The organism is Niastella sp. sgz303648 (genome assembly GCF_059587045.1).
Window position 1 is genome coordinate 404,487 of record NZ_JCAPSW010000004.1, and the last position, 21,043, is coordinate 425,529.

15 protein-coding genes are annotated in these 21,043 nt (G+C 43.5%); 10 read left to right on the forward strand and 5 right to left on the reverse strand.

Annotated elements, in window-relative coordinates:
- Window positions 1-68: 68 nt before the first annotated feature.
- From AC59IL_RS14375 to AC59IL_RS14390, 4 genes are all read left to right on the forward strand, one after another.
- A complete protein-coding gene (locus AC59IL_RS14375) occupies window positions 69-674 on the forward strand; it encodes an RNA polymerase sigma factor (protein ID WP_496552841.1) in 606 nt (201 codons plus the stop codon).
- Window positions 675-804: 130 nt separating this feature from the next.
- Window positions 805-2,082, forward strand: coding sequence for a FecR family protein (locus AC59IL_RS14380; protein ID WP_496552842.1), 1,278 nt, complete (start codon window positions 805-807; stop codon window positions 2,080-2,082).
- Between the two features lie 198 nt (window positions 2,083-2,280).
- Window positions 2,281-5,832: a TonB-dependent receptor gene (locus AC59IL_RS14385; RefSeq protein ID WP_496552843.1), complete on the forward strand. Its 3,552-nt coding sequence runs from the start codon at window positions 2,281-2,283 to the stop codon at window positions 5,830-5,832.
- Window positions 5,833-5,850: 18 nt separating this feature from the next.
- Window positions 5,851-7,407 carry a RagB/SusD family nutrient uptake outer membrane protein gene (locus tag AC59IL_RS14390; RefSeq protein ID WP_496552844.1) on the forward strand — a complete coding sequence of 519 codons (1,557 nt, stop codon included), beginning with the start codon at window positions 5,851-5,853 and terminating at the stop codon, window positions 7,405-7,407.
- Between the two features lie 534 nt (window positions 7,408-7,941).
- On the opposite strand, the gene AC59IL_RS14395 is transcribed toward AC59IL_RS14390, so the two are convergent.
- Complete coding sequence (locus AC59IL_RS14395) at window positions 7,942-10,614, reverse strand: T9SS type A sorting domain-containing protein (protein ID WP_496552845.1); 2,673 nt, start codon at window positions 10,612-10,614, stop codon at window positions 7,942-7,944.
- Between the two features lie 178 nt (window positions 10,615-10,792).
- The gene (locus tag AC59IL_RS14400) at window positions 10,793-11,509 is read right to left on the reverse strand and encodes a GDSL-type esterase/lipase family protein (RefSeq protein ID WP_496552846.1); all 717 of its coding nucleotides are present in this window, start codon (window positions 11,507-11,509) and stop codon (window positions 10,793-10,795) included.
- Between the two features lie 261 nt (window positions 11,510-11,770).
- Between AC59IL_RS14400 and AC59IL_RS14405 the strand changes: the two genes are divergently transcribed.
- On the forward strand, window positions 11,771-12,451 hold the full coding sequence (locus tag AC59IL_RS14405; RefSeq protein WP_496552847.1) for an ABC transporter ATP-binding protein: 681 nt from the start codon (window positions 11,771-11,773) through the stop codon (window positions 12,449-12,451).
- A 104-nt stretch (window positions 12,452-12,555) separates the two neighbouring features.
- Window positions 12,556-15,111 (forward strand): ABC transporter permease, encoded by a 2,556-nt coding sequence (locus AC59IL_RS14410; protein ID WP_496552848.1) that lies wholly within the window; start codon window positions 12,556-12,558, stop codon window positions 15,109-15,111.
- Window positions 15,112-15,308: 197 nt separating this feature from the next.
- Here the strand turns inward: AC59IL_RS14410 and AC59IL_RS14415 are convergent, their stop codons facing one another.
- Entirely contained in the window at window positions 15,309-15,512 is a 204-nt protein-coding gene (locus AC59IL_RS14415; protein ID WP_496552849.1) for a hypothetical protein, read from the reverse strand.
- Window positions 15,513-15,760: 248 nt separating this feature from the next.
- Between AC59IL_RS14415 and ligD the strand changes: the two genes are divergently transcribed.
- Window positions 15,761-17,911 (forward strand): DNA ligase D, encoded by a 2,151-nt coding sequence (ligD, locus tag AC59IL_RS14420; RefSeq protein ID WP_496552850.1) that lies wholly within the window; start codon window positions 15,761-15,763, stop codon window positions 17,909-17,911.
- A 358-nt stretch (window positions 17,912-18,269) separates the two neighbouring features.
- On the forward strand, window positions 18,270-18,593 hold the full coding sequence (locus AC59IL_RS14425; RefSeq protein WP_496552851.1) for a hypothetical protein: 324 nt from the start codon (window positions 18,270-18,272) through the stop codon (window positions 18,591-18,593).
- Between the two features lie 46 nt (window positions 18,594-18,639).
- Here the strand turns inward: AC59IL_RS14425 and AC59IL_RS14430 are convergent, their stop codons facing one another.
- Window positions 18,640-19,140 carry a DUF488 domain-containing protein gene (locus tag AC59IL_RS14430; RefSeq protein WP_496552852.1) on the reverse strand — a complete coding sequence of 167 codons (501 nt, stop codon included), beginning with the start codon at window positions 19,138-19,140 and terminating at the stop codon, window positions 18,640-18,642.
- A gap of 36 nt (window positions 19,141-19,176) precedes the next feature.
- Window positions 19,177-19,845: a hypothetical protein gene (locus AC59IL_RS14435; protein ID WP_496552853.1), complete on the reverse strand. Its 669-nt coding sequence runs from the start codon at window positions 19,843-19,845 to the stop codon at window positions 19,177-19,179.
- 233 nt (window positions 19,846-20,078) lie between these two features.
- Here AC59IL_RS14435 and AC59IL_RS14440 point away from each other — a divergent pair, with 233 nt between their 5' ends.
- Together AC59IL_RS14440 and AC59IL_RS14445 are read left to right on the forward strand one after the other, a co-directional pair.
- Window positions 20,079-20,339 (forward strand): hypothetical protein, encoded by a 261-nt coding sequence (locus AC59IL_RS14440; protein WP_496552854.1) that lies wholly within the window; start codon window positions 20,079-20,081, stop codon window positions 20,337-20,339.
- A 5-nt stretch (window positions 20,340-20,344) separates the two neighbouring features.
- A complete protein-coding gene (locus tag AC59IL_RS14445) occupies window positions 20,345-20,986 on the forward strand; it encodes an ATPase (RefSeq protein ID WP_496552855.1) in 642 nt (213 codons plus the stop codon).
- The last annotated feature ends 57 nt before the right edge of the window (window positions 20,987-21,043 follow it).

A 21,043-nucleotide genomic window follows, 5' to 3' on the forward strand; every position in this document is an offset into this window, starting at 1 on the left:
ATTTTGTCGGAGAATCTGCTACGACAGAAATCTCAAAATCAAAAAATCACAAAATCGCAAAATCAGCAATGACGGCCAGCAATGACATATTGCCCACTATTTCGGTTAAAGCACTTTTTGAAGCTATTGCTCAAAACGATGAGCAGGCATTCAAAATGTTGTTCAACATATACAAGTCACGCACCTATGCGGTGGCTTTTAAGTTAACCAAGCTGGCTTATGCATCGGAAGAGATCACGCAGGACGTGTTCATCAGTATTTGGGTAAGCAGGGCACAGCTGGCCCATGTAAAAAATGCCGAAGCATATATTTACACCGTCATATACAATAAAGTAAGCAGGTATTTAAAAAAGGAATCCAACCAGGCACGCATACTGCAGTTATCAATATGGAATACCAAACCATTCAGCAATGAAACCGAAGAAACTGTTTTTGTGCATGACCAGCAAAAGCTACTTAGTGAAGCTGTACAACAACTATCGCCGCAAAAAAAGCTGATGTATGAATTGCACGAGGTGCAGGGAAAAAGCTACGATGAAATTGCCAAAACACTCAATCTTTCTCCACATACCGTAAAAAGTCATGTATTACAGGCTATAAAATTTATTCGTAATTGCCTCAAAGACCGGGTGTTGTTCATTTTGATACTGCTGGCTGTTTTACTTACCCGATAATTTTTTTATTTCCACTCATCCGTTTTACGCTAAGCTTACTCTATATGTGTAAGGAGTATAGGTGTGCCACATCAGCGGCTGATTACTGCCGGTTATTATGGTGTGGCGCACCTGAATTTCCGATCTGTTTATGAGTAAAGAAAGAATACAACATTTACTACAGCTATATGCCGCCAACCAGGCCAGCCGCGAAGAAGTGGAAGAACTATTCGAATGGCTGAAAGAGCAGGAAGGCGAAGACTTATTAAAGAAGTTCATATTTGATTCTTCACATAAAGAAGCTCACAGCACACCCCTTCTTCAAAGCGATTGGGATAGAATATGGCATTCGGTTGAATCAGCTACTACAACAGATAATGCACCCGCTAAAATTGTTCGCCCTTTTTGGTCACGCGTTTCACGCGTGATGGCAGCGGCCGTATTGCTGTTAGTGATATCGGGCAGTGCCTGGTTCTATTTTTCACGCTCAAAAACATATTCAAAACCTGGTATTTCTTCGGTATCTATTAAGAAAGATATATCTCCCGGCGGTAATAAAGCCCTTCTTACGCTGGCCGATGGCACCACCATTGAGCTCGATACCGTACAAACCGGTTTGCTGGCATTGCAGGGCCAAACCAAAATCATAAAGGAAAATACAGCACAGCTTATTTATAATTCTCTTTCTACATCAGAGCAAAAGGCCGGGGAAGTATTGTACAACACTGTTACTACTCCACATGGCGGTCAGTTTCAGTTGGTATTACCCGACGGTACCAAAGTATGGTTGAACGCAGGTTCGTCACTATGCTTTCCGGCCACTTTTTCATCTCCCACAAGAACGGTGCAATTAACAGGTGAAGCCTATTTTGAAGTTGCGAAACTACCCTTATCTTCTGCCAAAGGCGAAAAAAGAAAAAGGCCGTTCATCGTATCTGTGCTAACGGCCAAAGGAGCAGTGCCACGCGGACAAATCGAAGTATTGGGCACCCACTTCAATGTGAATGCTTATAGCAATGAAGCAGTAATAAAAACCACATTGCTCGAAGGCTCGATAAAAGTTACCAGAGATGCGGCATCAGCTGTACTGAAACCTGGTCAGCAGGCATTCCTATCCCAATCATCCCAAAAATCCAATGTCATCCCAGTCAAGACAGCCAATACCGAACAGGCTGTTGCGTGGAAGAACGGATACTTCCGCTTTAAAGACACAGACATTCATGATTTGATGCGGCAGGTTGAAAGATGGTACGATGTGGATGTTGAATACAAAACCGATCGCACCGATCAGTATTATACCGGAGTGGTATCGCGCTCACAAAATATTTCGGCCCTTTTACAAACGCTGGAGTTAACCGGAACCGTGCATTTTCAGATCGATAACCATCCGGAGCAGGGAAAAAAGGGAAAGATTATAGTGTTGCCGTGAATAGTCAATGGTGAATGGTGAATAAGAACCTCGTTTTTGCCAATACCCATTGCTTTTGACGATTCACTATTGACCATTGACCATTCACCGAAAAAAAACCGGAAGCGTTGGAGCCGCTCCCGGTAACATTAAGGTGTTTCAAAACAAGTCAGACTGTTGAACCGACATTGAATTGTTAAACCAAAACTTTACAAAAGTATGAAATTGACAATTTACTGCGCACCATGGCAATCGAACAGGGTGCCATGCAGTAATGAACATGTATCCGGCGAAACCCGATCGGCCAACCGGTGGCTGCCGGCCAAAATGCTGCTAATTATGAAATTAACTGCTTTTCTGTTACTTGTAATTTCCCTGCATGTGAGTGCCAGGGGCTTATCGCAGAAAATCACCATCGTTAAAAAGAACGCTACGCTTGAACAGATCTTTGAACTGATTCAGCAACAGGGTGGTTACGATTTTTTAGTCAGTAGCCAGGTGCTTGCCAAAGCGCATCGGGTCGACGTCGAAGCACGCAATGCCACCGTAAAGGAAGTACTTGACCAGTGCTTTAAAAATCAGCCCCTCGTTTACATTCTGCACGAAAGGACCATCATCGTAAAAGAAAAGAAAGAAGAAAAATCCACAGTACAGACAGTAACCATTGACGCTGCACCTGACCCAAAACCAAACAGCTCAGGCAATGTAACAACAGCCTTTGCCATAACTACACAGCCCATTTCGGGAACGGTGAAGGATGAAAAGAATCAGCCTATCGAAGGAGCTGCTGTTTCTATCAAAAAATTAAACATCGGCACCGTTACCGACCGTAACGGTAAATTTCAGTTCACAGTGCCCGATGGCACCTGGGAAATAGAAATTTCTTCAGTAGGATTTCAGTCAATTACAACAACCATAACTGTTGGCGAGTCAGCCGTACCCGCTTTGAATGTGAGTATGAAACTGGCCGCTACCGGTTTGGCCGATGTGGTAGTAGTGGGCTATGGCACCCAACGCAAAAGGGATGTAACAGGAACCATCAGCCGCGTTAAAGGCGAAGACTTTCAAAACCTGCCGGTTACCAATGCAGCCCAGGCATTACAGGGCCGTGCATCGGGCGTTGATATTGTAAGCGGCGATGGCGCTCCCAACAGCACACCCGCCATACGTATTCGTGGTACCGGTACCATCAACAGTTCCGATCCGCTGGTAGTAATTGATGGTGTACCTGCCGGCAGCCTTACCGATGTAAATCCCAACGACATCGCATCCATTGAAGTGTTGAAAGATGCCTCTTCATCGGCTATTTATGGTACCAGGGCCGCCAATGGCGTAATACTCATTACCACCAAAAGGGGAAATTACGAAGAGAAATTAAAGACCAACATAAACGCCTATACCGGTCAATCGAAAGTTTTAAAGAAACTCGATCTGCTAACAGCACCCGACCTGGTAACATTAAAGAAAGAAGAATTTACCAACGATGGCTCTCCTATTCCGGCCATCTGGAACGATCCCTATTATGCCGTGCAACGCACCAACTGGCAGGATGCCCTGTTTGGTACCGGTAAAGTAAATAATGTAGATGCGTCGCTGAGAGGAGGTAATAAAAATTCCAACTTTAGCTTATCGGGCAATTACTACGATAACAAAGGGATGATACAAAACTCTTTCTTTCGCCGTTACAGCGCCCGCTTTAATTCAGAACATAAGATCGGCAGTCGCATTAAAGTAGGTGAAAACCTTTTGTACTCATCAACCAATGATGCCGGCCCCAATACACGTTCGGCACAGGATGGCCTTGTATGGAGCGCCCTGCGCTTTAACCCTGCTATTCCGGTTAAAAAAGACGATGGCACCTGGGGCAGCTCAAAGGCCGATAACGAACTGGGCGACATCAATAACCCGGTATTTACGGCCGCCAACATCGACCAGTCGAACAGAAATTCACGCGTGCTGGCCAATGCCTATGCTGAAATAGAAATTTTAAAGAACCTGAAGTTCAGGGCGAATTATGGCTTCGACCAAACGCTGAATAATTTTTATAATTTCTCCATTGCCACTCCCGATCAAACAAGGGTAAACTCGCTGGCCATATTAACACAAACATCTTCGAAAAAAACTTCTTTGCTGGAAGAATATTACCTTACCTGGGACGGCAAATTTGGTAAAGACCATAATCTTTCCGTAGTGGGCGGTTATTCGGCGCAGAACCTGAAAAGCAACTGGTTCACGGCCGAACGCAGAGGATACGACGATGCCAACCCCGACCAGCGGGTATTAAATAGCGGTAGCAGCGGTAACCAGTTTTCGAGCGGCAACAATAATCCCGACGAAGGACTGGTATCTTATTTCGCACGGGCCAACTATGGTTTCAAAGGAAAGTATCTGTTAACCGCCACCATGCGCGCCGATGGATCGAGCAAATTTCCAAAGGGAAAACAGTGGGGCTACTTCCCGGCCTTCTCAGCCGGCTGGCGCATTTCGGATGAAAACTTCTTCAAAGACAATATTTCATCCATCAATACATTAAAGATCACCGGCGGCTGGGGTCAGCTGGGTAACCAAAACGTTCCCGCTTATCAATACCTGGGTATTATAACGCGTGGAGGCTCATCAACCATTTACGCCATTGGTACCGGTACCAATGTAGTCGACGGTGCATTTATTACCAGTCTTGCCAATCCTGATATTACCTGGGAACGTGCTGAAATGACCAACATCAGCCTTGAATTTGGCGCTTTAAATAATAAGCTAACCGGTACCGTTACCTGGTTCAATAAAAATACAAAGGACATGCTGATCCCCTACCCGCTGGTTGAAACCTATGGCGCCGGAAACGGCTACATACCCGGCGGTGTAGTGACCGTTCCCAATCAAAACATCGGCACCTTAAATAACAAAGGGGTTGAAGTTGAGCTTGGCTACCAGGATAAAGTGGGTGAACTGGGTTACTCTGTTAGTGTAAATGCAGCCTTCATTAAAAATAGAGTGACCCGGCTGTATGGTAATAACAAAGATTATATAGGCGCTGCTTTTTACGGACGTGAGTCGCTCGAAACTTCGCGCACCTACGAAGGACAGCCCCTTGCTTCGTTCTACGGATTTAAAACCGGCGGTTTGTATCAGAACCAGAGCGACATTGATAAAGATCCCAATATTACCAACGATCCCAACAAAACGAATATTAAACCCGGTGATGTAAAATTCCTTGATCAGAACGGCGATGGAATTATTGACGATAAAGACCGGGTGAATCTGGGCAATCCCAATCCACGTGCTACTTATGGCATCAACGGCAGCGCCTGGTACAAAGGATTCGATCTTAGCTTTTCTTTTTCCGGTGTAATGGGTGTACACCTGTACAATGCCGATCGCATGGCCGGGTTGGATGCCACACAGGTATTTAACATGTACCACGACGCATTGGGTCGCTGGCATGGCGAAGGCACCAGCAACAGCATTCCACGTTTAAGCCGCACCAATGCCAACTTAAACTACCGGTCGAGCGATTTATGGATCGAAAAAGGAAATTACCTGGCCCTTAAAAACATTTCATTAGGATATACTTTTCGTAAACTAAAAATAGCCGACGCATCATTACCCGATACCAGAGTGTATGTAAGTTGCTACAACGCATTCATTCTTACTCCGTACAGCGGTTATACACCTGAGTTGGGTTATACCGATGGCAACAAACAAAGAGGGGTTGATGTGGCGCAATACCCGCCTTCGCGAACACTGATGATAGGCGCCTCTTTTAATTTTTAGTTTTAAAACAACAGTATTATGAAACTTAATCTGGTATATATATTTTTTACAGGCTGCATACTTTTTATTCTGGTAGCAGGATGTATAAAAAAACCGTTGGACAGTGATCCCACCGGCTCTTATACAACAGCCAACTACTGGCGTAATCAAAGCGATGTAATTGCCGGCGTTAATGGTATATACAATGTGCTTACCCAGGAAGAAGGTGTAGGCCATAACAATTACGCATTCGACGATGCAAGCGACGATATTTCGGTTGACGGCGACCACCCCGATTTTTGGGAAATAGAACGGTTTACGGCAACGCCAACCACCTATCAGCTGCGTCCTACCTGGTCATGGTCGTACGAACAGATAGCCCGTGCCAACAATGCCATTATGTATATTCCCAAAGTGCCCACTATGGACGAAGCCATTCGCAACCGTTCGCTGGGTGAAGCCTACTTTTTACGCGCTTACGGATATTACATACTGAACCAGATCTTTGGCAGCGTGCCATTGATACTGGAAGATAATGTTGCAGCCGGTAACTACAACGTTCCCAAAGACTCGGTAACGGTGATACGTGCACAGATTGAAGCCGATCTGATAAAAGCGGCCAACCTGTTGCCCGAAACATACGGCGATGAAGATAAAGGACGCGTGCCTAAGGGCGCCGCCTGGGGTATGCTTTGCAAGTTGTATATGATGGAAGACAACGTAGACAAGGCCATCGAATATGGATCAAAAGTGATCACCAATTCAAACTATGCACTGGCCGCCAGTTACCGCGATAACTTTACACTCGGAAGCCAGGAAAGCAATTCGGAACTTCTTTTTGCCGTATGGAATAAAAACAATTTCAACAACGCTCCTATTAATATTTACTTCACACCACGTGCATGGAATGGATGGGGTTTTCATCATCCCACGCAGAACTTTGCCGATGAGTTTGAAACAGCCGATTCGATTCGCAAAAAAACTACGTTGCTCGCAGTGGGTGATTCAATTCCTTATCAAACCACACTGATCGAAATAACCGATAAAGATGCTTATCAGATGTTTGCCGGTAAAACAGGTCAGGTAACAGGAAGAATGTTGCCGAGCAATTCGCTCACAACAGGTTATTGCCTTAGAAAATATACCGCTTACAATCCTGATGGCTCAGGCAGTTTGGATGGCGATTTAAAACAACCCCTGTTACGTACTGCCGATATTTATTTGCTGGTAGCCGAAGCCAAGATCAGAAAAAATGGCGCCGGCGCCGGTGATGCCGAAATTAATGTAGTTAGAAAAAGAGCAGGACTTACCACCATAAGCGGTGCAGGTATAAAACAACTGATACATGAACGTCGTGTTGAGCTGGGGGGAGAAAATGTTCGCTTCCAGGACCTGTTGCGCTGGGATAAAGCCGGTCTGGTTAACCTGGATACCATTTTCAACAAACCCAAAAAAGCTTCTCCGTTGCAACCGTACAATGGAGCAGTAGTGGTACCTGCGCGTGTGTTTCAGCGGCCAAAGAATTATTATGTGCCCATTCCGCAGGTTGTAATCGATGAAAGCAAGGGCATTATAACACAGAACCCGAATTATTAACCAATAAGCAATACGCAATAGATAATTGGCAATGAACCCCATTTTTTGTTTTGCCTATTGCCTATTGCTTATTGCCAATTGTTTTCTCATAGGTTTTAACAAGTGTTAGTTCGTCGTTTAGTTTGCAGTTTTAGCTTGGTGTTCCGGTTCATTTATGAGCCGGAACCTTTTTTTCATATTGAAATGATTTTGTATATTGCTTACCCCACTACCACATTGACCATTCACCATTGAACATTGCCTATCGACCTGATAAACCCAAAGTATAGTTATGTTACCTCTGAACATGATGTTATTCGAAACAGTTTTGTTTCGTACCACTTTGGAGTTTTATCATGGAACCTTGAACAATCCCTAAATCACGCAATGATGGGGCCTGTAAAACTTCTCTTAACCGTCGTTTGGTGAATAGCCGAACGGCGGTTCTTTTTTACCCATCCCCTTCACCTAAAGGGGTGTATACAAAGCGGTGCCACGATCCCGGGCGAAGTCGAGGGGGAAACCGTGGCACCGCTTAAATTTTAAAGGCTGCTATTATTGTTTAATCAGCATGACTTGTTTATTAACCGAACTACCTTTTATATCTAAATAGTACAATCCTTTCGGCAGGCCGCTCATATCGAATGATAACGAGTTGTTGCCCGAACTCAGATTCCATTGTTGCGATTTCATTACCATTCCTGTATTATCAATAATGCGCACCTGCACTTGTTGCGGTTTATTGACTGTTACAGTAAAGTTTGCCTCGCTGTGAACAGGATTACCATACAAAACAACCATGTTGGCCTGTTTGTTAACCGGCAATGCTACAATGCGCGAATAAGTAAACTTACCATCGATATCTTTCTGTTTGAGACGATAGTATACAACCGAAGCGCCCAATGAAGCAATGTTATCATCGGTAAAATTGTATTGCTGAACACCTGTTGCATTTATAGCAGCAACAGAACCTGCTGTTGTATACTTATGGCCATCAATACTTCTTTCTACAATAAACTCTTTTGTGTTTTCTTCATTATCGGTTTTCCACGCAAGCAGGGCGTTGTTTTTGAGCAATTGACCTGCAAATTCAACGAAATGCAACGGAAGCGTAGATTCAATAATTGTTTTGGCAAAAGCATCATCGCTGCTGTAAACAACTACCGGATTGTCGTTTGAACCGATCGCAATAGAAGTATAATCGGCCTCGCCAGTCGAAAAACCCGGCGTTCCTACATCGATCCAGTTTGTACCGTTGAATTTTTTTACGGAGGCTTTACCAGTGTTGAGCCAATCTTTATATGTTACATAAGGCACATTATTACTATTGAACGCTATAGAAATATATTCAGCACTACTATTTGTTGCAATAGTACCTACATCATTCCAGCTATTGTTAACAAACTTTTTTACAGTAGGTATTGCTTCATTTCCATTTTCATCATCGAATGCTACATACGGAATATCATTGCCATCAAATGCTATAGAAACATCTAAAGCAGTTCCCGACGAAAACCCTTCTGTGCCTACCGTTACCCAATCATTGCCGTCGATTTTTTTAACAGTTAACTTATTACTATTAGCCACATCCTGGTAGGCTACATACGGAGTGCCATCGCTTTGAAGGGCTATAGATGTGTAATTAACAGCGCCGGCCGAAAAACCAGGTGTGCCCACATCTACCCAGGTTGTACCATTGTATTTTTTTACGGTTACCTTTTTATTCCTTGATCCATCCAGATACGCTACATAAGGTGTGCTGCCAACTATCGCTATAGTGGTAAATTCAACGTATCCATCTGAAAAACCTGCGGCGCCCACTATTTCCCAGCTGCTTCCATTAAATTTTTGCACAGTAGCTTTACCACTATTCACTGTACCATCCCGGTATACAACATAGGGAGCACCAGTTGCGTCAATGGTCAAAGAAGGCGAACCGATAGTTCCTGTTGAAAAACCGGCAGTTCCTACATCTGCCCATGTATTGTTATTATATTTTTTTACGGTGACTTTACTACTGTTTTGGTTTTGGTTGTCCTGATACACTACATAAGGTGTGTTGTTAGCATCAATCTTTACTGAAATATCATTAGCGCCTGAAGAAGTAAAGCCAGGAACTCCAACCGGGGCCCAACTGCCGGCATTGAGCTTTTTCACAACACCCTTATTTCCCAGGTAGTTGTCACTATATGCTATGTATGGTATATCGCTCGAATTTGTAACAAGGGCCATGGTTTCAGCTGACCCTAAAAGGGTTCCTGTTCCTGCATCTATCCAACTGCTGCCGGATAGTTTTTTAACTACTGGTGAGCCATCGATGCCATCATTATAGGCGAGATAAATAATGCCGTGAACACTAATAGCCATTTTAAGCAGATAAGGAAACAACGACGACAAGCCGGTTGTGGGCATTGTTACCCAGGTACTGCCATTAAATCTTTTTACAGCTGCATTAGCCCCGTCCAAATACGATGCATAAAGCGTATTACTATGTGCCCGGTCGAATGCAATGGTAATATCATCGACACTATTTGTTGAAAAACCAGCCGTCCCCACGGTTGTCCAACTGCCGTTATTAAACTTTTTAACTGTTATTTTATCACTATTTGCCGGATCACCGTAGGCTACATAAGGAATATTGGATGGATCGATGGCTAACGAAGTATAATAAGTGTTTGAGATAAAACCAGGCGTTCCAACATCTGTCCAGTTCCCATTGTCAAATTTTTTTACAGTGACATTATTACTATTCTCTGCATCATCGTACAATACATATGGGATATTATTGCCGTCGATTGCTATATTGAATCCACTGGAATTACCTGCTGAAATGCCGGCCGTTCCCACATCTTCCCAGATGCTGCCGTTTAATTTTTTAACCGTTGCTTTATAGCTATTCAATCTGTCGCGGTACACTACATAAGGAATACTGTTTCCGTCTACAGCAATGCAAGGTTCAGCACCATGTCCGGCGCCAAAACCAGGTGTACCTACGAACGTCCAGGTACCGTTTTCAAATTTTCTTACCGATAAGGCGTTATCATTCATTACATCCTCAAATACCACATAGGGAACTCCGTTACTGTTCATTGCGATTGAGATGTAATTATGGCCATAAAATGTTGGCTGATTGTCGTCATTGGGCCCTAAAGGTTGCCAGCTTTGGGCGTTGATTTGAAAGGAAAATAAAATCAATGCAAGGGTGCATAAGACCTGACATTTTTTCATAAGAGGAATTACTGTTTTCGATTAGGTATTTTGGTATCAGGCGCAAAGAAAGTGAAAGAAAAAGAAGGGAGGAAACCTGCAGGTATTAATATTTTTCACGAATGACCGTCCTGGTATGGTTAATAGCCAAACCGAAAACTATCAGTTATCAATATTCTAAAGTGCTACTTACAACTTATTACTTAATAATTACGAATTGCTGCAGCACCTTCCACACATTTTCTGCAACAATTTTATGTCCTTCGGGATTGGGATGTATGCCATCGCCCTGGTTCAGCGATGCAATACCGCCTACATGCTCTAATAAAAATGGAATGAGCGTAATATTATTTTTGGCAGCCAGTTGCTGAAATACTTCGCGAAATGCCGTAGTATACTTTTTACCCATATTGGGCGGTATTTGCATGCCAGCCAATATGATCGTAGCGTTGGGATATTTGGCTTTCACTTTATCGATGATCGCCTGCAGGTTTTTTTCTGTTTCTGAAATCGGAATGCCGCGCAAGCCGTCGTTACCACCCAGCTCAAGCACAAATACGTTCACCGGCTGGCGAAGTATCCAGTCGATCCGGCTTCTGCCACCAGCCGTGGTTTCGCCGCTTAAACCGGCATTGATAACTTTATATGGCAGTTGCAGTGAATCTATTTTTGTTTGAACGATGGCCGGAAATGCTTCTGAAGGGTCTACGCCGTATCCGGCCGTCAGACTATTTCCGTAAAACACAATTGTTTTTGCTTTTTCCTTATCAGGCGATGGGGTGGTTTTTTCCCTTTTTTGTTCGGCGGGAGTATTGGGTTTTTCAGAATTATTTGCACAACCGGCCAGTAAGGCAATTACCAGCAACCAACCCAAAACATTTATTTTCATATTGTAATTACCTGTTAATTGTTCCATCCTTATCCTGTTTTTCGTGCGTCTAACAAAATAACATTAATTTAAGCAACTTTATTACCACAAAAATGTAATAAAAGTTTGTGTGCGCTACTATTGTGCAGGAACAGAAATTATGTTAAATTCTTACCGTGAATGGTGAGTGGTCAATGGTGAGTAAAACCCATTGCCCAATAACAACCTGTGTGCCGGCAGTCAGGTTCACTATTGATCATCGACTATTCACCACTGACCATTCACCACTGACCATTCACCACTGACAACATGGATACAATTCTGAACGTACAAAACGTAAGTAAAACCTACCAGGGCGCCGGTCAAACATTAACCGTGCTCGATAACGTTAATTTTTCTGTTGAGGCCGGTTCTACCGTTTCAATAGTTGGGCCATCGGGCAGCGGCAAAACCACTTTGCTGGGTTTGTGCGCCGGGCTCGATCGCGCCTCGAATGGTTCGGTTGAATTAAATAATATACGGCTCGATCAGCTGACCGAAGACGAGCGGGCACAGATTCGCAACCGCTATGTTGGTTTTATTTTTCAAAACTTTCAGTTGCTGCCTACATTAACCGCACTTGAAAATGTAATGGTACCGCTTGAATTGAGAGGCGAAAAAAATGTGCGCGCCCGTTCGGTGAGCCTGTTAGATAAAGTAGGGCTCAATAACCGCCTGCATCACTATCCGGCGCAGTTATCGGGTGGCGAACAGCAACGCGTTTCCCTCGCACGCGCATTTGCAAACAATCCGCGCATTTTATTTGCCGATGAACCAACCGGCAACCTCGATGTTGAAACCAGCGATAAGGTGATCAGGTTATTATTCGACCTGAACCAGGAAGCAGGTACCACCTTAATTATTGTAACACACAACCTGGAGCTGGCTTCGCAAACCAAACGCATAATAAAGCTCAAAGGGGGTCATGTAGTAGCTGATGAGAACAATTAAAGGATTTAGAGATTTTGAGATTTATTGATTTTGGGATTTATTTCATTCAGAGCTGCATTTAAATCGCAAAATCCCAAAATCCCTAAATCAAGAAATTCAAAAGAATGGACAAAACAATATTCAAATATAAAAGGCATCTCCGTTTTGGCTGGCTGTTACGAATGGCCTGGCGCGATAGCCGCCGTAACCGGTCACGACTTTTTTTATTTGTTTCGTCGATTGTACTGGGCATTGCCGCACTGGTGGCTATTTTTTCACTGGGCGATAATGTGCGTAGCGACATAGACCGGCAGGCAAAAACACTGGTAGGCGCCGACCTGGTTATTGAAAGCAATAAAAGAGTAAGCTCCCGCATTCGCCCCCTGCTCGATTCACTGGGCGATGAACGTTCTGTTGAACGCACCTTCGCCTCCATGATCTATTTTACCAAAAACGATGGAACCCGATTGGTACAGGTACGCGCACTCGAAGGCGATTATCCATATTACGGCTCTATCGAAACCACGCCTGCTCACGCAGCCCGAACATTTCGCAAAGAACGGCAGGCGCTGGTAGATAAAACGCTGATGCTGCAGTACAATGCCAAAGTGGGCGACTCCATTCAAATAGGCGACGTAACCTTTGCCATTGCCGGCGTTATTACCAAAGCGCCGGGCCGCACCGGTTTATCAACCACCGTTGCCCCACCCGTGTATATTCCGTTGAAATACCTCGATTCAACCGGACTTATTCAACGCGGCAGCCGCATTGCCACCACCTATTATTACAAATACAACCGGCCGGCAGAAATTGATAAAGTGATTTCGGATATTGAACCCCGTTTAGATAAAGAAGGGCTTGATTATGATACCGTAGAAGAACGAAAAAGAAATACCGGGCGCGCTTTTGAAGATTTCAACCAGTTTTTAACCCTCATCAGCTTTATTGCACTGTTGCTGGGCTGTATAGGTGTGGCCAGCGCCATTCATATTTATATCCGCGAAAAAATTGCGTCTATCGCCATCCTGCGTTGTTTGGGTGTAAACTCGTCGCAGGCATTTTTGATTTATCTGATTCAAATTACCGGCATTGGCCTCATAGGATCGATATTGGGCGCCGTTTCGGGTATTTTAATTCAGCAGCAATTGCCTGCCGTGCTAAAAGATTTTTTGCCGGTTGAAGTAACCACAATCATTTCATGGAAAGCGGTGAGCCAGGGTATTGTATCGGGCATTGTTATTTCATTATTGTTTGCCCTGCTGCCGTTGGTCACTGTTCGAAATATTTCACCCCTGTATACGCTGCGATTATCGGTTGAACAGATACGCTTTCGCGATCCGCTGAAATGGCTGGTATATGCGCTGATACTGTTTTTTGTGGCGGGATTTACCTGGTGGCAAATTCATAACTGGCGACAGTCGATCATATTTACTGTAAGTATTCTCGTTGCATTTTTATTACTGGCCTCTGTAGCGTTGCTGTTGCGATGGCTGGTACGGCGCTTTTTTCCATCATCATGGAATTATTTATGGCGGCAGGGCTTTGCCAATTTATACAGGCCCAATAATCAAACCCTTATTCTGATTGTTACCATCGGATTAGGTGCGGCCTTTATTGGTACCCTGTATTTTATTCAGAACATTCTGATCAGCCGGGTTACGTTATCGGGCAGCGGCAATCAGCCAAATATGGTTTTGTTCGATATTCAGAACAACCAGAAAGACAGTGTAGCAGCGCTGGCCACTACATACCATTTACCGGTGATGCAACAGGTGCCCATTGTTACCATGCGCGTTGAAGAAATCAATCATCAAACAGCAGCACAGGTTAAACAGGATTCGGTAGGTTACCGTTCCGAAGCTTTTGAATGGGAATTTCGGGTTACCTACCGCGATACATTAACCAGTTCAGAAAAATTAACGGCCGGTAAGTTATACGGTCCGGTAAAATCGGTTGAGGATGTTATTTATATTTCCATGGAAGACCGGTATGCCAAACGCATTCATGTAAACCTGGGCGATCATATCATATTCAATGTACAGGGAACTTTGATCCCTACGGTGGTGGGTAGTTTTCGTCAGGTCGACTGGCAACGGGTACAAACCAACTTCAGGGTTATTTTTCCCACAGGTGTGCTCGAAGATGCGCCGCAGTTTCATGTATTGGTAACCAGGGTGCCCTCGCCCGAAGTATCGGCCCGCTTTCAGCAGGCTGTTGTAAAAAAATATCCCAACGTATCTGTTATTGATCTGAACTTAATATTAACGGTGCTTGATGAAGTGCTGGATAAAATAGGTTTTGTGATCCGCTTCATGGCCGGGTTTAGCATAATAACCGGTATTATTGTACTGATCGCATCGGTGCTTATTAGTAAATATCAGCGCATGCAGGAAAGTATTTTGCTGCGCACCCTCGGCGCCAGCCGTAAACAGATCCTTGTGATCACTGCTCTTGAATATTTCTTTCTGGGAGCGCTGGCAGCGGCAACCGGCATTCTGCTTTCTTTGGCAGCCAGCTGGGCACTGGCCAAATACAGTTTCAATGCGCCCTTTACTCCTCAATGGATTCCTGTTTTGCTGTTATTTGGCGCTATTTCTTTACTAACAGTGATCATTGGGGTTTTCAACAGCTGGAGCGTATTGAACAAACCACCGTTGGAAGTGCTAAGGAAGGAAGTGTAATAATTAAAAATCTCGCTAAGGCGCAAATGTATTTGTTTCTGGTTTCTGGTTTGTAGTTTGTGGTTGCTGCCGCACTTTGGAGTTTCATTATTAAGATCAAACACCTTAGCCTGTTTAACAGGATCAAATTATACGGCAAAGATTCACCTAAAAAACCACAAACCATAAACCACAAACTTCAAACTGAATTAACTGAATTACCCGTCTTCTCCATCAGTTATCTCACTCCCTGTTTTACCCTGATTCTTACTATCAGGAATATTCGTTTTCTTTTCATTTATCTGAGAGGGATCTACATGTATGGTAATCGGCTCTTTTTTATCGGGTTTCTTTTTCTGATCACCTGCTTTGGCGGTATCATCAGCAGGCGGTGGTTCAACATGTACCTTATCGTGTTTCATAACAACTCTTTATGAAAACCGGTAAAAACCCTGTGCCACATTATAAATCAGTAAGGTAGCATGGTTACTGAGGAATTTTATCGGCAGGTAATAACGCTATCGAAGAACAAGGTTAATGTACCCAATGTTCCGTGCCTACGGCACGATAAAACAATCACACATCGATTTTCTACCAACATATTGTACCTGACGGCACTAAGGTTTAGGCCCGGCACATATTTTTTACTCATTCAGCCGGGGATTTAGTTATGAGTATCGCAACCACACGAAAAAAACGGGCAGGCAAAAGCAGCACCGAAAAACGTAATAGAATTAAACAGGCACTGCGCACCATTACTGAAGGCAGGCCGGTTAAACCAACCGGTTCACGGGTAAAAAAAGTGTCACCGGCAGCCGGTAAAAAAGCGCCGATGCCAACGGATCTGGCGCCTATGCTGGCCACACTGGTTGATAAACCGTTTGATGACCCGGGATGGATCTATGAAATAAAATGGGATGGCTACCGGGCCCTCGCTTATCTGCAAAACGGGAAGGTTGATCTGCGATCGCGTAACAACAAATCGTTCAATGAAAAATTTTATCCGGTTTATGAAGCGTTGAAGAAGTGGAAGATCAATGCTGTTTTAGATGGTGAGATCATTGTGGTAAATGAAAAAGGCATTTCCGACTTCAGCACTTTGCAAACCTGGCGTAGCGAGGCCGACGGTCAGCTGATGTTCTATTTATTCGATGTATTATGGATGAACGGGTACAACGTCACGAATTTACCACTTGTTGAACGGCGTGCATTGCTGCGATCGGTGCTGCCTGCCAAAGAAAACATCTTTTTATTAAGTGAGAATTTCGAAACATCGGGCACTGAATTTTTTGAAGCGGCCGGCAATATGGAGCTCGAAGGCATCATTGCCAAAAAAGCCGACAGCGTGTATACACCAGCACTTCGTTCAAAAGATTGGGTGAAGATCAAAACCGAAAAACGACAGGAAGCCATTATTTGTGGCTATACGCGTAATGAAACAACCCACCGTTTATTCAGCGCCCTGCTGATGGGCGTATACGAAAATGACGAGTTGCAGTTTATTGGTCCGGTTGGAACCGGTTTTTCTGATCAGTTCCAGGCCGAACTGCTCAAAAAGCTGAAGCCCCTCAAAACGGCAAAATGTCCGTTTCGCGAAGTGCCCGATTATAATAAGCCATCGCGGTTTCGTCCGAATCCGCCGAAGGCTGAGGTTACCTGGGTAAAACCCAAACTGGTGGCCGAAATCAGTTACCGCGCACTTAGCGGCGATGGCGCCATGCGCCAGCCCTCGTTTAAAGGATTGCGTGAAGATAAAGAGCCGCATGAAGTAGTGCTTGAAAAACCAATGCATACCGAACAGGTGGTGAACAAAGAACATGCAAAAGAACATGCATGGGTAAGCAGCAAATTAACGAAGCGGGGTAACCGAAAGGAACGCAAAACATTATTAAATCCGAAAGACGAAACACAGGTACGCACCATCGGCGGACATGAACTGAAATTTACCAACCTGAGTAAAATATACTGGCCGAAAGAAAAGGTTACCAAGCGCGATATGCTGAACTATTATTACCAGGTGGCGCCTTTTATGCTGCCTTATATGAAAGACAGACCGCAAACGCTTAACCGTTTTCCGAATGGTATTAATCAGGAAAGTTTTTATCAGAAAGATATTACCGGCAAAGTACCCGACTGGATCACTGGTTTTCCCTATTACAGCGAAACCGATGAACGTGAAAAGAATTTTCTGGTATGTAACAGCGAAGCCAGTCTGCTGTACATTGCATCACTGGGTTGTATTGAAATAAATCCCTGGAGCAGCCGCATACAATCGCCCGATCACCCCGACTGGTGCATCATTGATCTTGACCCGCATAAAAAGAACACTTTTGAACAGGTTATTGAGGCAGCGCAGGTAACCAAACAAATACTCGATACCTACAACATTACCGCCAGTTGCAAAACATCGGGATCAACAGGTTTGCACATTTACATTCCGCTTGGCGCCCGGTACACTTATGAACAATCGAAAGAGTTCGGCCGGCTGATCGCCAAACTGATACATGCCGAACTGCCTTCCTTTACCAGTATTGAACGGTATACCGATAAACGAAAAGGAAAATTATATATCGACTTTCTGCAAAACCGCCCACAGGCAACAGTGGCTGGTCCTTATTCGTTACGCCCCAAACCGGGTGCGCCGGTATCGGCGCCCTTACATTGGGAAGAAGTAAAAAAGGGATTGCAGATTCTTGATTTCACCATCTTTAACATGATTGACCGCCTGAAAAATGAAGGCGATCTGTTTAAGCCGGTATTAGGCAAGGGTATTAATTTGCCGAAAATGATGAAACAGCTGCAACAGGCAATAGCGCAATAGGCAATGGGCAATAAGCAATTGGCAATGGGCAATTGCAAAGCCGTACCACGGTTTTTACTGGCGGCATTAAACTAACCGTGGCACAGGTATCTGTAAGGCAATTGGCATTCATGATAACTACTCAAAAAGGTGTACCGCATATTACCATCATAGTGTAATCTACCTCTCTGCTACCTCTTTTGATCCTCGCATCCTTGGGTCATCTTAGGGTCTTCTTAGGTTATTCTCAGGATTATCTCAGGTTGAAAAACCAACAATGAACCTGAGATAAACCTAAAATCACCCAAAAAGAGGAGGTATCAAAGAGGTTCCTCATAGTACCTTTAGTATATCATTTCATCATTGTAAAAAGGTTATTATGGCTATCAGTGAAAATATATTGCTAAAAAAACTGTCGGGACAAATAGGCAGGCAACTTGTAATTAAACAATATGGCGACAAAACAGTGGTATGCAAATACCCCCATATGAAAAAACGCAAACCAAGCCGTAAACAATTGCGCAACCAGGAAATTATGGAAACTGCCAATTATGAGGCGAAGTATATTTTGGCCGATGATGAACTCAGAAAAGAAGCGCAGGTACGCCTGAACGTAACCCGCAATAAATTGTATCATGCGCTTATACGGGAATACTTTGCAGCAACGAAACAGGCCGATATATTGAAGAAGAATGAAGGTTGAAGTACAAGGTAAGAAGTAAGAGAATATCTCTAAGAAAAAGATTGTTTTAAAACAACCCACCACTTTGAATTTCATTCATCACATCTGCCTGATCTTTCAGTGTTCCTTTTTCCGTAATATGCTTAACAGGAATTTTATCGTCGAACAGAACGCGCCCGATCAGCCGCGTCCGGTGGCATTCGGCAGGATTTCGCTCACTGCACATAATGGCTACCGGCAAATCTTTTGCAAAGGCGGCTTTTAACCGTTCGATGCCGATTTTAAAGAAGTCTTTTGTTTTCACGATATCATAATCAACCTGCCCCTGTTTGTAGCAGGTTGGATCAGTAGGCCTGCCGCCCAGTGTATCGCCCATAAACACATACCTGATATTATGGCTTTCGAGAAAATGCTGCAGGTTGTTTTTACTAAACTGCGGATGATAGCGTGAATACGGCACAGAACGTACATCAATTAAATACTGAATGCCGTATTTGTCAAGAAGTTCCAGCAACTCTTCGGCCCTTCGGTTTCCATGTCCAATAGTGTATATTGGCCTCTTCTCCATATGGCAATTTACTAATCGTATGCAAATTTCGTATGACTACAAAATTCTAAATACCAATCTGGCACCTGCCGGAAAAGCAGGTGCACCTTCTCCGTTAAAATCATTAATTCTGAAAATGCGGTTCCTGTTTTCATTTTTGTAAATGCTGTTCGAAGGAAATTCGAGATGTTGCCATTTGAAATGCATGCCCACCCCCCAATAAAATTCTAACCAAAATCGCCGTTTCTTATCCATGGGTAATTTAATACCTCCCATGGCATGTGCACCGATCACCTTTCGGTCGAACCGGTTCTGTGTACGTTCACCATAAGCCGGGGTGGTAGCCGTTGCTTCATAAGTAAGTGAATCTGATAACAGGTAGGTTACATTTTTATAATGAAACTGTAATTCAATAAAAAAATTTTCTGAGTCGTTCAGGTAGCAACGTATAGAAGGCCTTAGGATTATACCCGAAGTGCTGGAAGTATGAGGTGCGTAAAAAGAATAAAAAATCCGCGCTGCTTCCATGTTTATTGACCAGTTTTTAAGAAAGCAGTATTCGGCACCAAACGACAAATTACCATCGAAAGGATTGATGATACCCAATGGACTAAACTTAACAAATACGTCGCCTTTAGCCATTGAAGGCCAGGTTGCAGTCTGTTGCGCCATGCCTGTGGTACCGGCAAGCAGTACCAGCATGCCTAAAAAAATCCTTTTTTGCATGTAGTTAGTTTTGAAATAGTATGACGCAGCAGCGGTTGTTTGACACTTTGATGCCTGGTTCCGTTGCAACCTTTTATTTTAATTGGCTGTTTGGCGAGCCTTTAACAGTAATGCAAGTAAAATATTGAATAATATGTAGTTATATCTACCCAATGGAAGACTCGCCTTTGACACATTCGGGTAAATTCAGTATATTTGAGTATACAAAGATTGAAACATACCAGCTATTTATTATGCCAACAAACGAATTGAAAATAATGGAAGCGAAGGGGAATGATGCAGTTAAAGAACTACGCAAGGCAAAGTTTCAAAAGGGATTGCCTTTTATGATCAACTCTTTGGATTTACCTGACAACCAATGTTACCTCGAATATGCTGATGGGCGAATAGTACTTGTATATTTAAAATCTACTAATTCACGTGATTTCACTCTTATACGGGAACTAACAGATCCGGAGAAAGATGTAGTCCGTAAAAAGTTTCATTTAGCATAAGAGTTATGCCCGAACTTTATATTATTACCGGTTCAAATGGTGCGGGCAAATCAACAATAGGGTCAATCTATTTACCTCAACATATTCAGGAATCCTGTTCAATATTTGATGGTGATAAGCTTTTTGTGAATAAAAGAAATGAGCTGTGGCAAACTATAAAAGCTCCTAAAGAAGTTAGAAAATTAGCATATGAATTTACGGTTGAAACCTTCGAAAAACAGGTAGCAGAAGCATTATCTTCACGAAGTAACTATGTATATGAAGGTCATTTCACAAACGATAGTACCTGGGATATTCCGAGAAAGTTTAAATCGCATGGATATTTAGTTAACTTATTGTATTTGGGTTTAGCCAGCCCGAATGTATCTGAATTACGGGTAAACGATCGATCTAAAGAAGGAGGGCACTGGGTAGATCGCGCCACAATCGAAGATAATTTTTATGGTAATCTTCAAAAATTAGAGCAACATATTGATGCAGTAGACAACATTCGAATAATTGATACAACTGAATTTCATATTGCCCTCGCGCATTTTACTAATGGTGAAGTAGTCTCCGCAATTCCTTATGCTGAATTACCGGAATGGTTTACCAAATATCTGCCCGATTTATCGCGGAAAATCGAAGAGTGGTCTCCACCCCAATAGCCACTCATTGTAAATTGCCCACATTCTATTGCCCATTGCCTTTTGCCTTCTGCCTTT

What these genes read in the sequence shown, in the direction of transcription:
- AC59IL_RS14380 (WP_496552842.1), top strand. Translation starts at nt 805, where the DNA reads ATGAGTAAAGAAAGAATACAACATTTACTACAGCTATATGCCGCCAAC.
- AC59IL_RS14385 (WP_496552843.1), top strand. Translation starts at nt 2,281, where the DNA reads ATGAAATTGACAATTTACTGCGCACCATGGCAATCGAACAGGGTGCCA.
- AC59IL_RS14405 (WP_496552847.1), top strand. Translation starts at nt 11,771, where the DNA reads ATGGATACAATTCTGAACGTACAAAACGTAAGTAAAACCTACCAGGGC.
- AC59IL_RS14375 (WP_496552841.1), top strand. Translation starts at nt 69, where the DNA reads ATGACGGCCAGCAATGACATATTGCCCACTATTTCGGTTAAAGCACTT.
- AC59IL_RS14435 (WP_496552853.1), bottom strand. Translation starts at nt 19,845, where the DNA reads ATGCAAAAAAGGATTTTTTTAGGCATGCTGGTACTGCTTGCCGGTACC.
- AC59IL_RS14440 (WP_496552854.1), top strand. Translation starts at nt 20,079, where the DNA reads ATGCCAACAAACGAATTGAAAATAATGGAAGCGAAGGGGAATGATGCA.
- AC59IL_RS14425 (WP_496552851.1), top strand. Translation starts at nt 18,270, where the DNA reads ATGGCTATCAGTGAAAATATATTGCTAAAAAAACTGTCGGGACAAATA.
- AC59IL_RS14390 (WP_496552844.1), top strand. Translation starts at nt 5,851, where the DNA reads ATGAAACTTAATCTGGTATATATATTTTTTACAGGCTGCATACTTTTT.
- AC59IL_RS14395 (WP_496552845.1), bottom strand. Translation starts at nt 10,614, where the DNA reads ATGAAAAAATGTCAGGTCTTATGCACCCTTGCATTGATTTTATTTTCC.
- AC59IL_RS14430 (WP_496552852.1), bottom strand. Translation starts at nt 19,140, where the DNA reads ATGGAGAAGAGGCCAATATACACTATTGGACATGGAAACCGAAGGGCC.
- AC59IL_RS14415 (WP_496552849.1), bottom strand. Translation starts at nt 15,512, where the DNA reads ATGAAACACGATAAGGTACATGTTGAACCACCGCCTGCTGATGATACC.
- AC59IL_RS14445 (WP_496552855.1), top strand. Translation starts at nt 20,345, where the DNA reads ATGCCCGAACTTTATATTATTACCGGTTCAAATGGTGCGGGCAAATCA.
- AC59IL_RS14400 (WP_496552846.1), bottom strand. Translation starts at nt 11,509, where the DNA reads ATGGAACAATTAACAGGTAATTACAATATGAAAATAAATGTTTTGGGT.
- ligD (WP_496552850.1), top strand. Translation starts at nt 15,761, where the DNA reads ATGAGTATCGCAACCACACGAAAAAAACGGGCAGGCAAAAGCAGCACC.
- AC59IL_RS14410 (WP_496552848.1), top strand. Translation starts at nt 12,556, where the DNA reads ATGGACAAAACAATATTCAAATATAAAAGGCATCTCCGTTTTGGCTGG.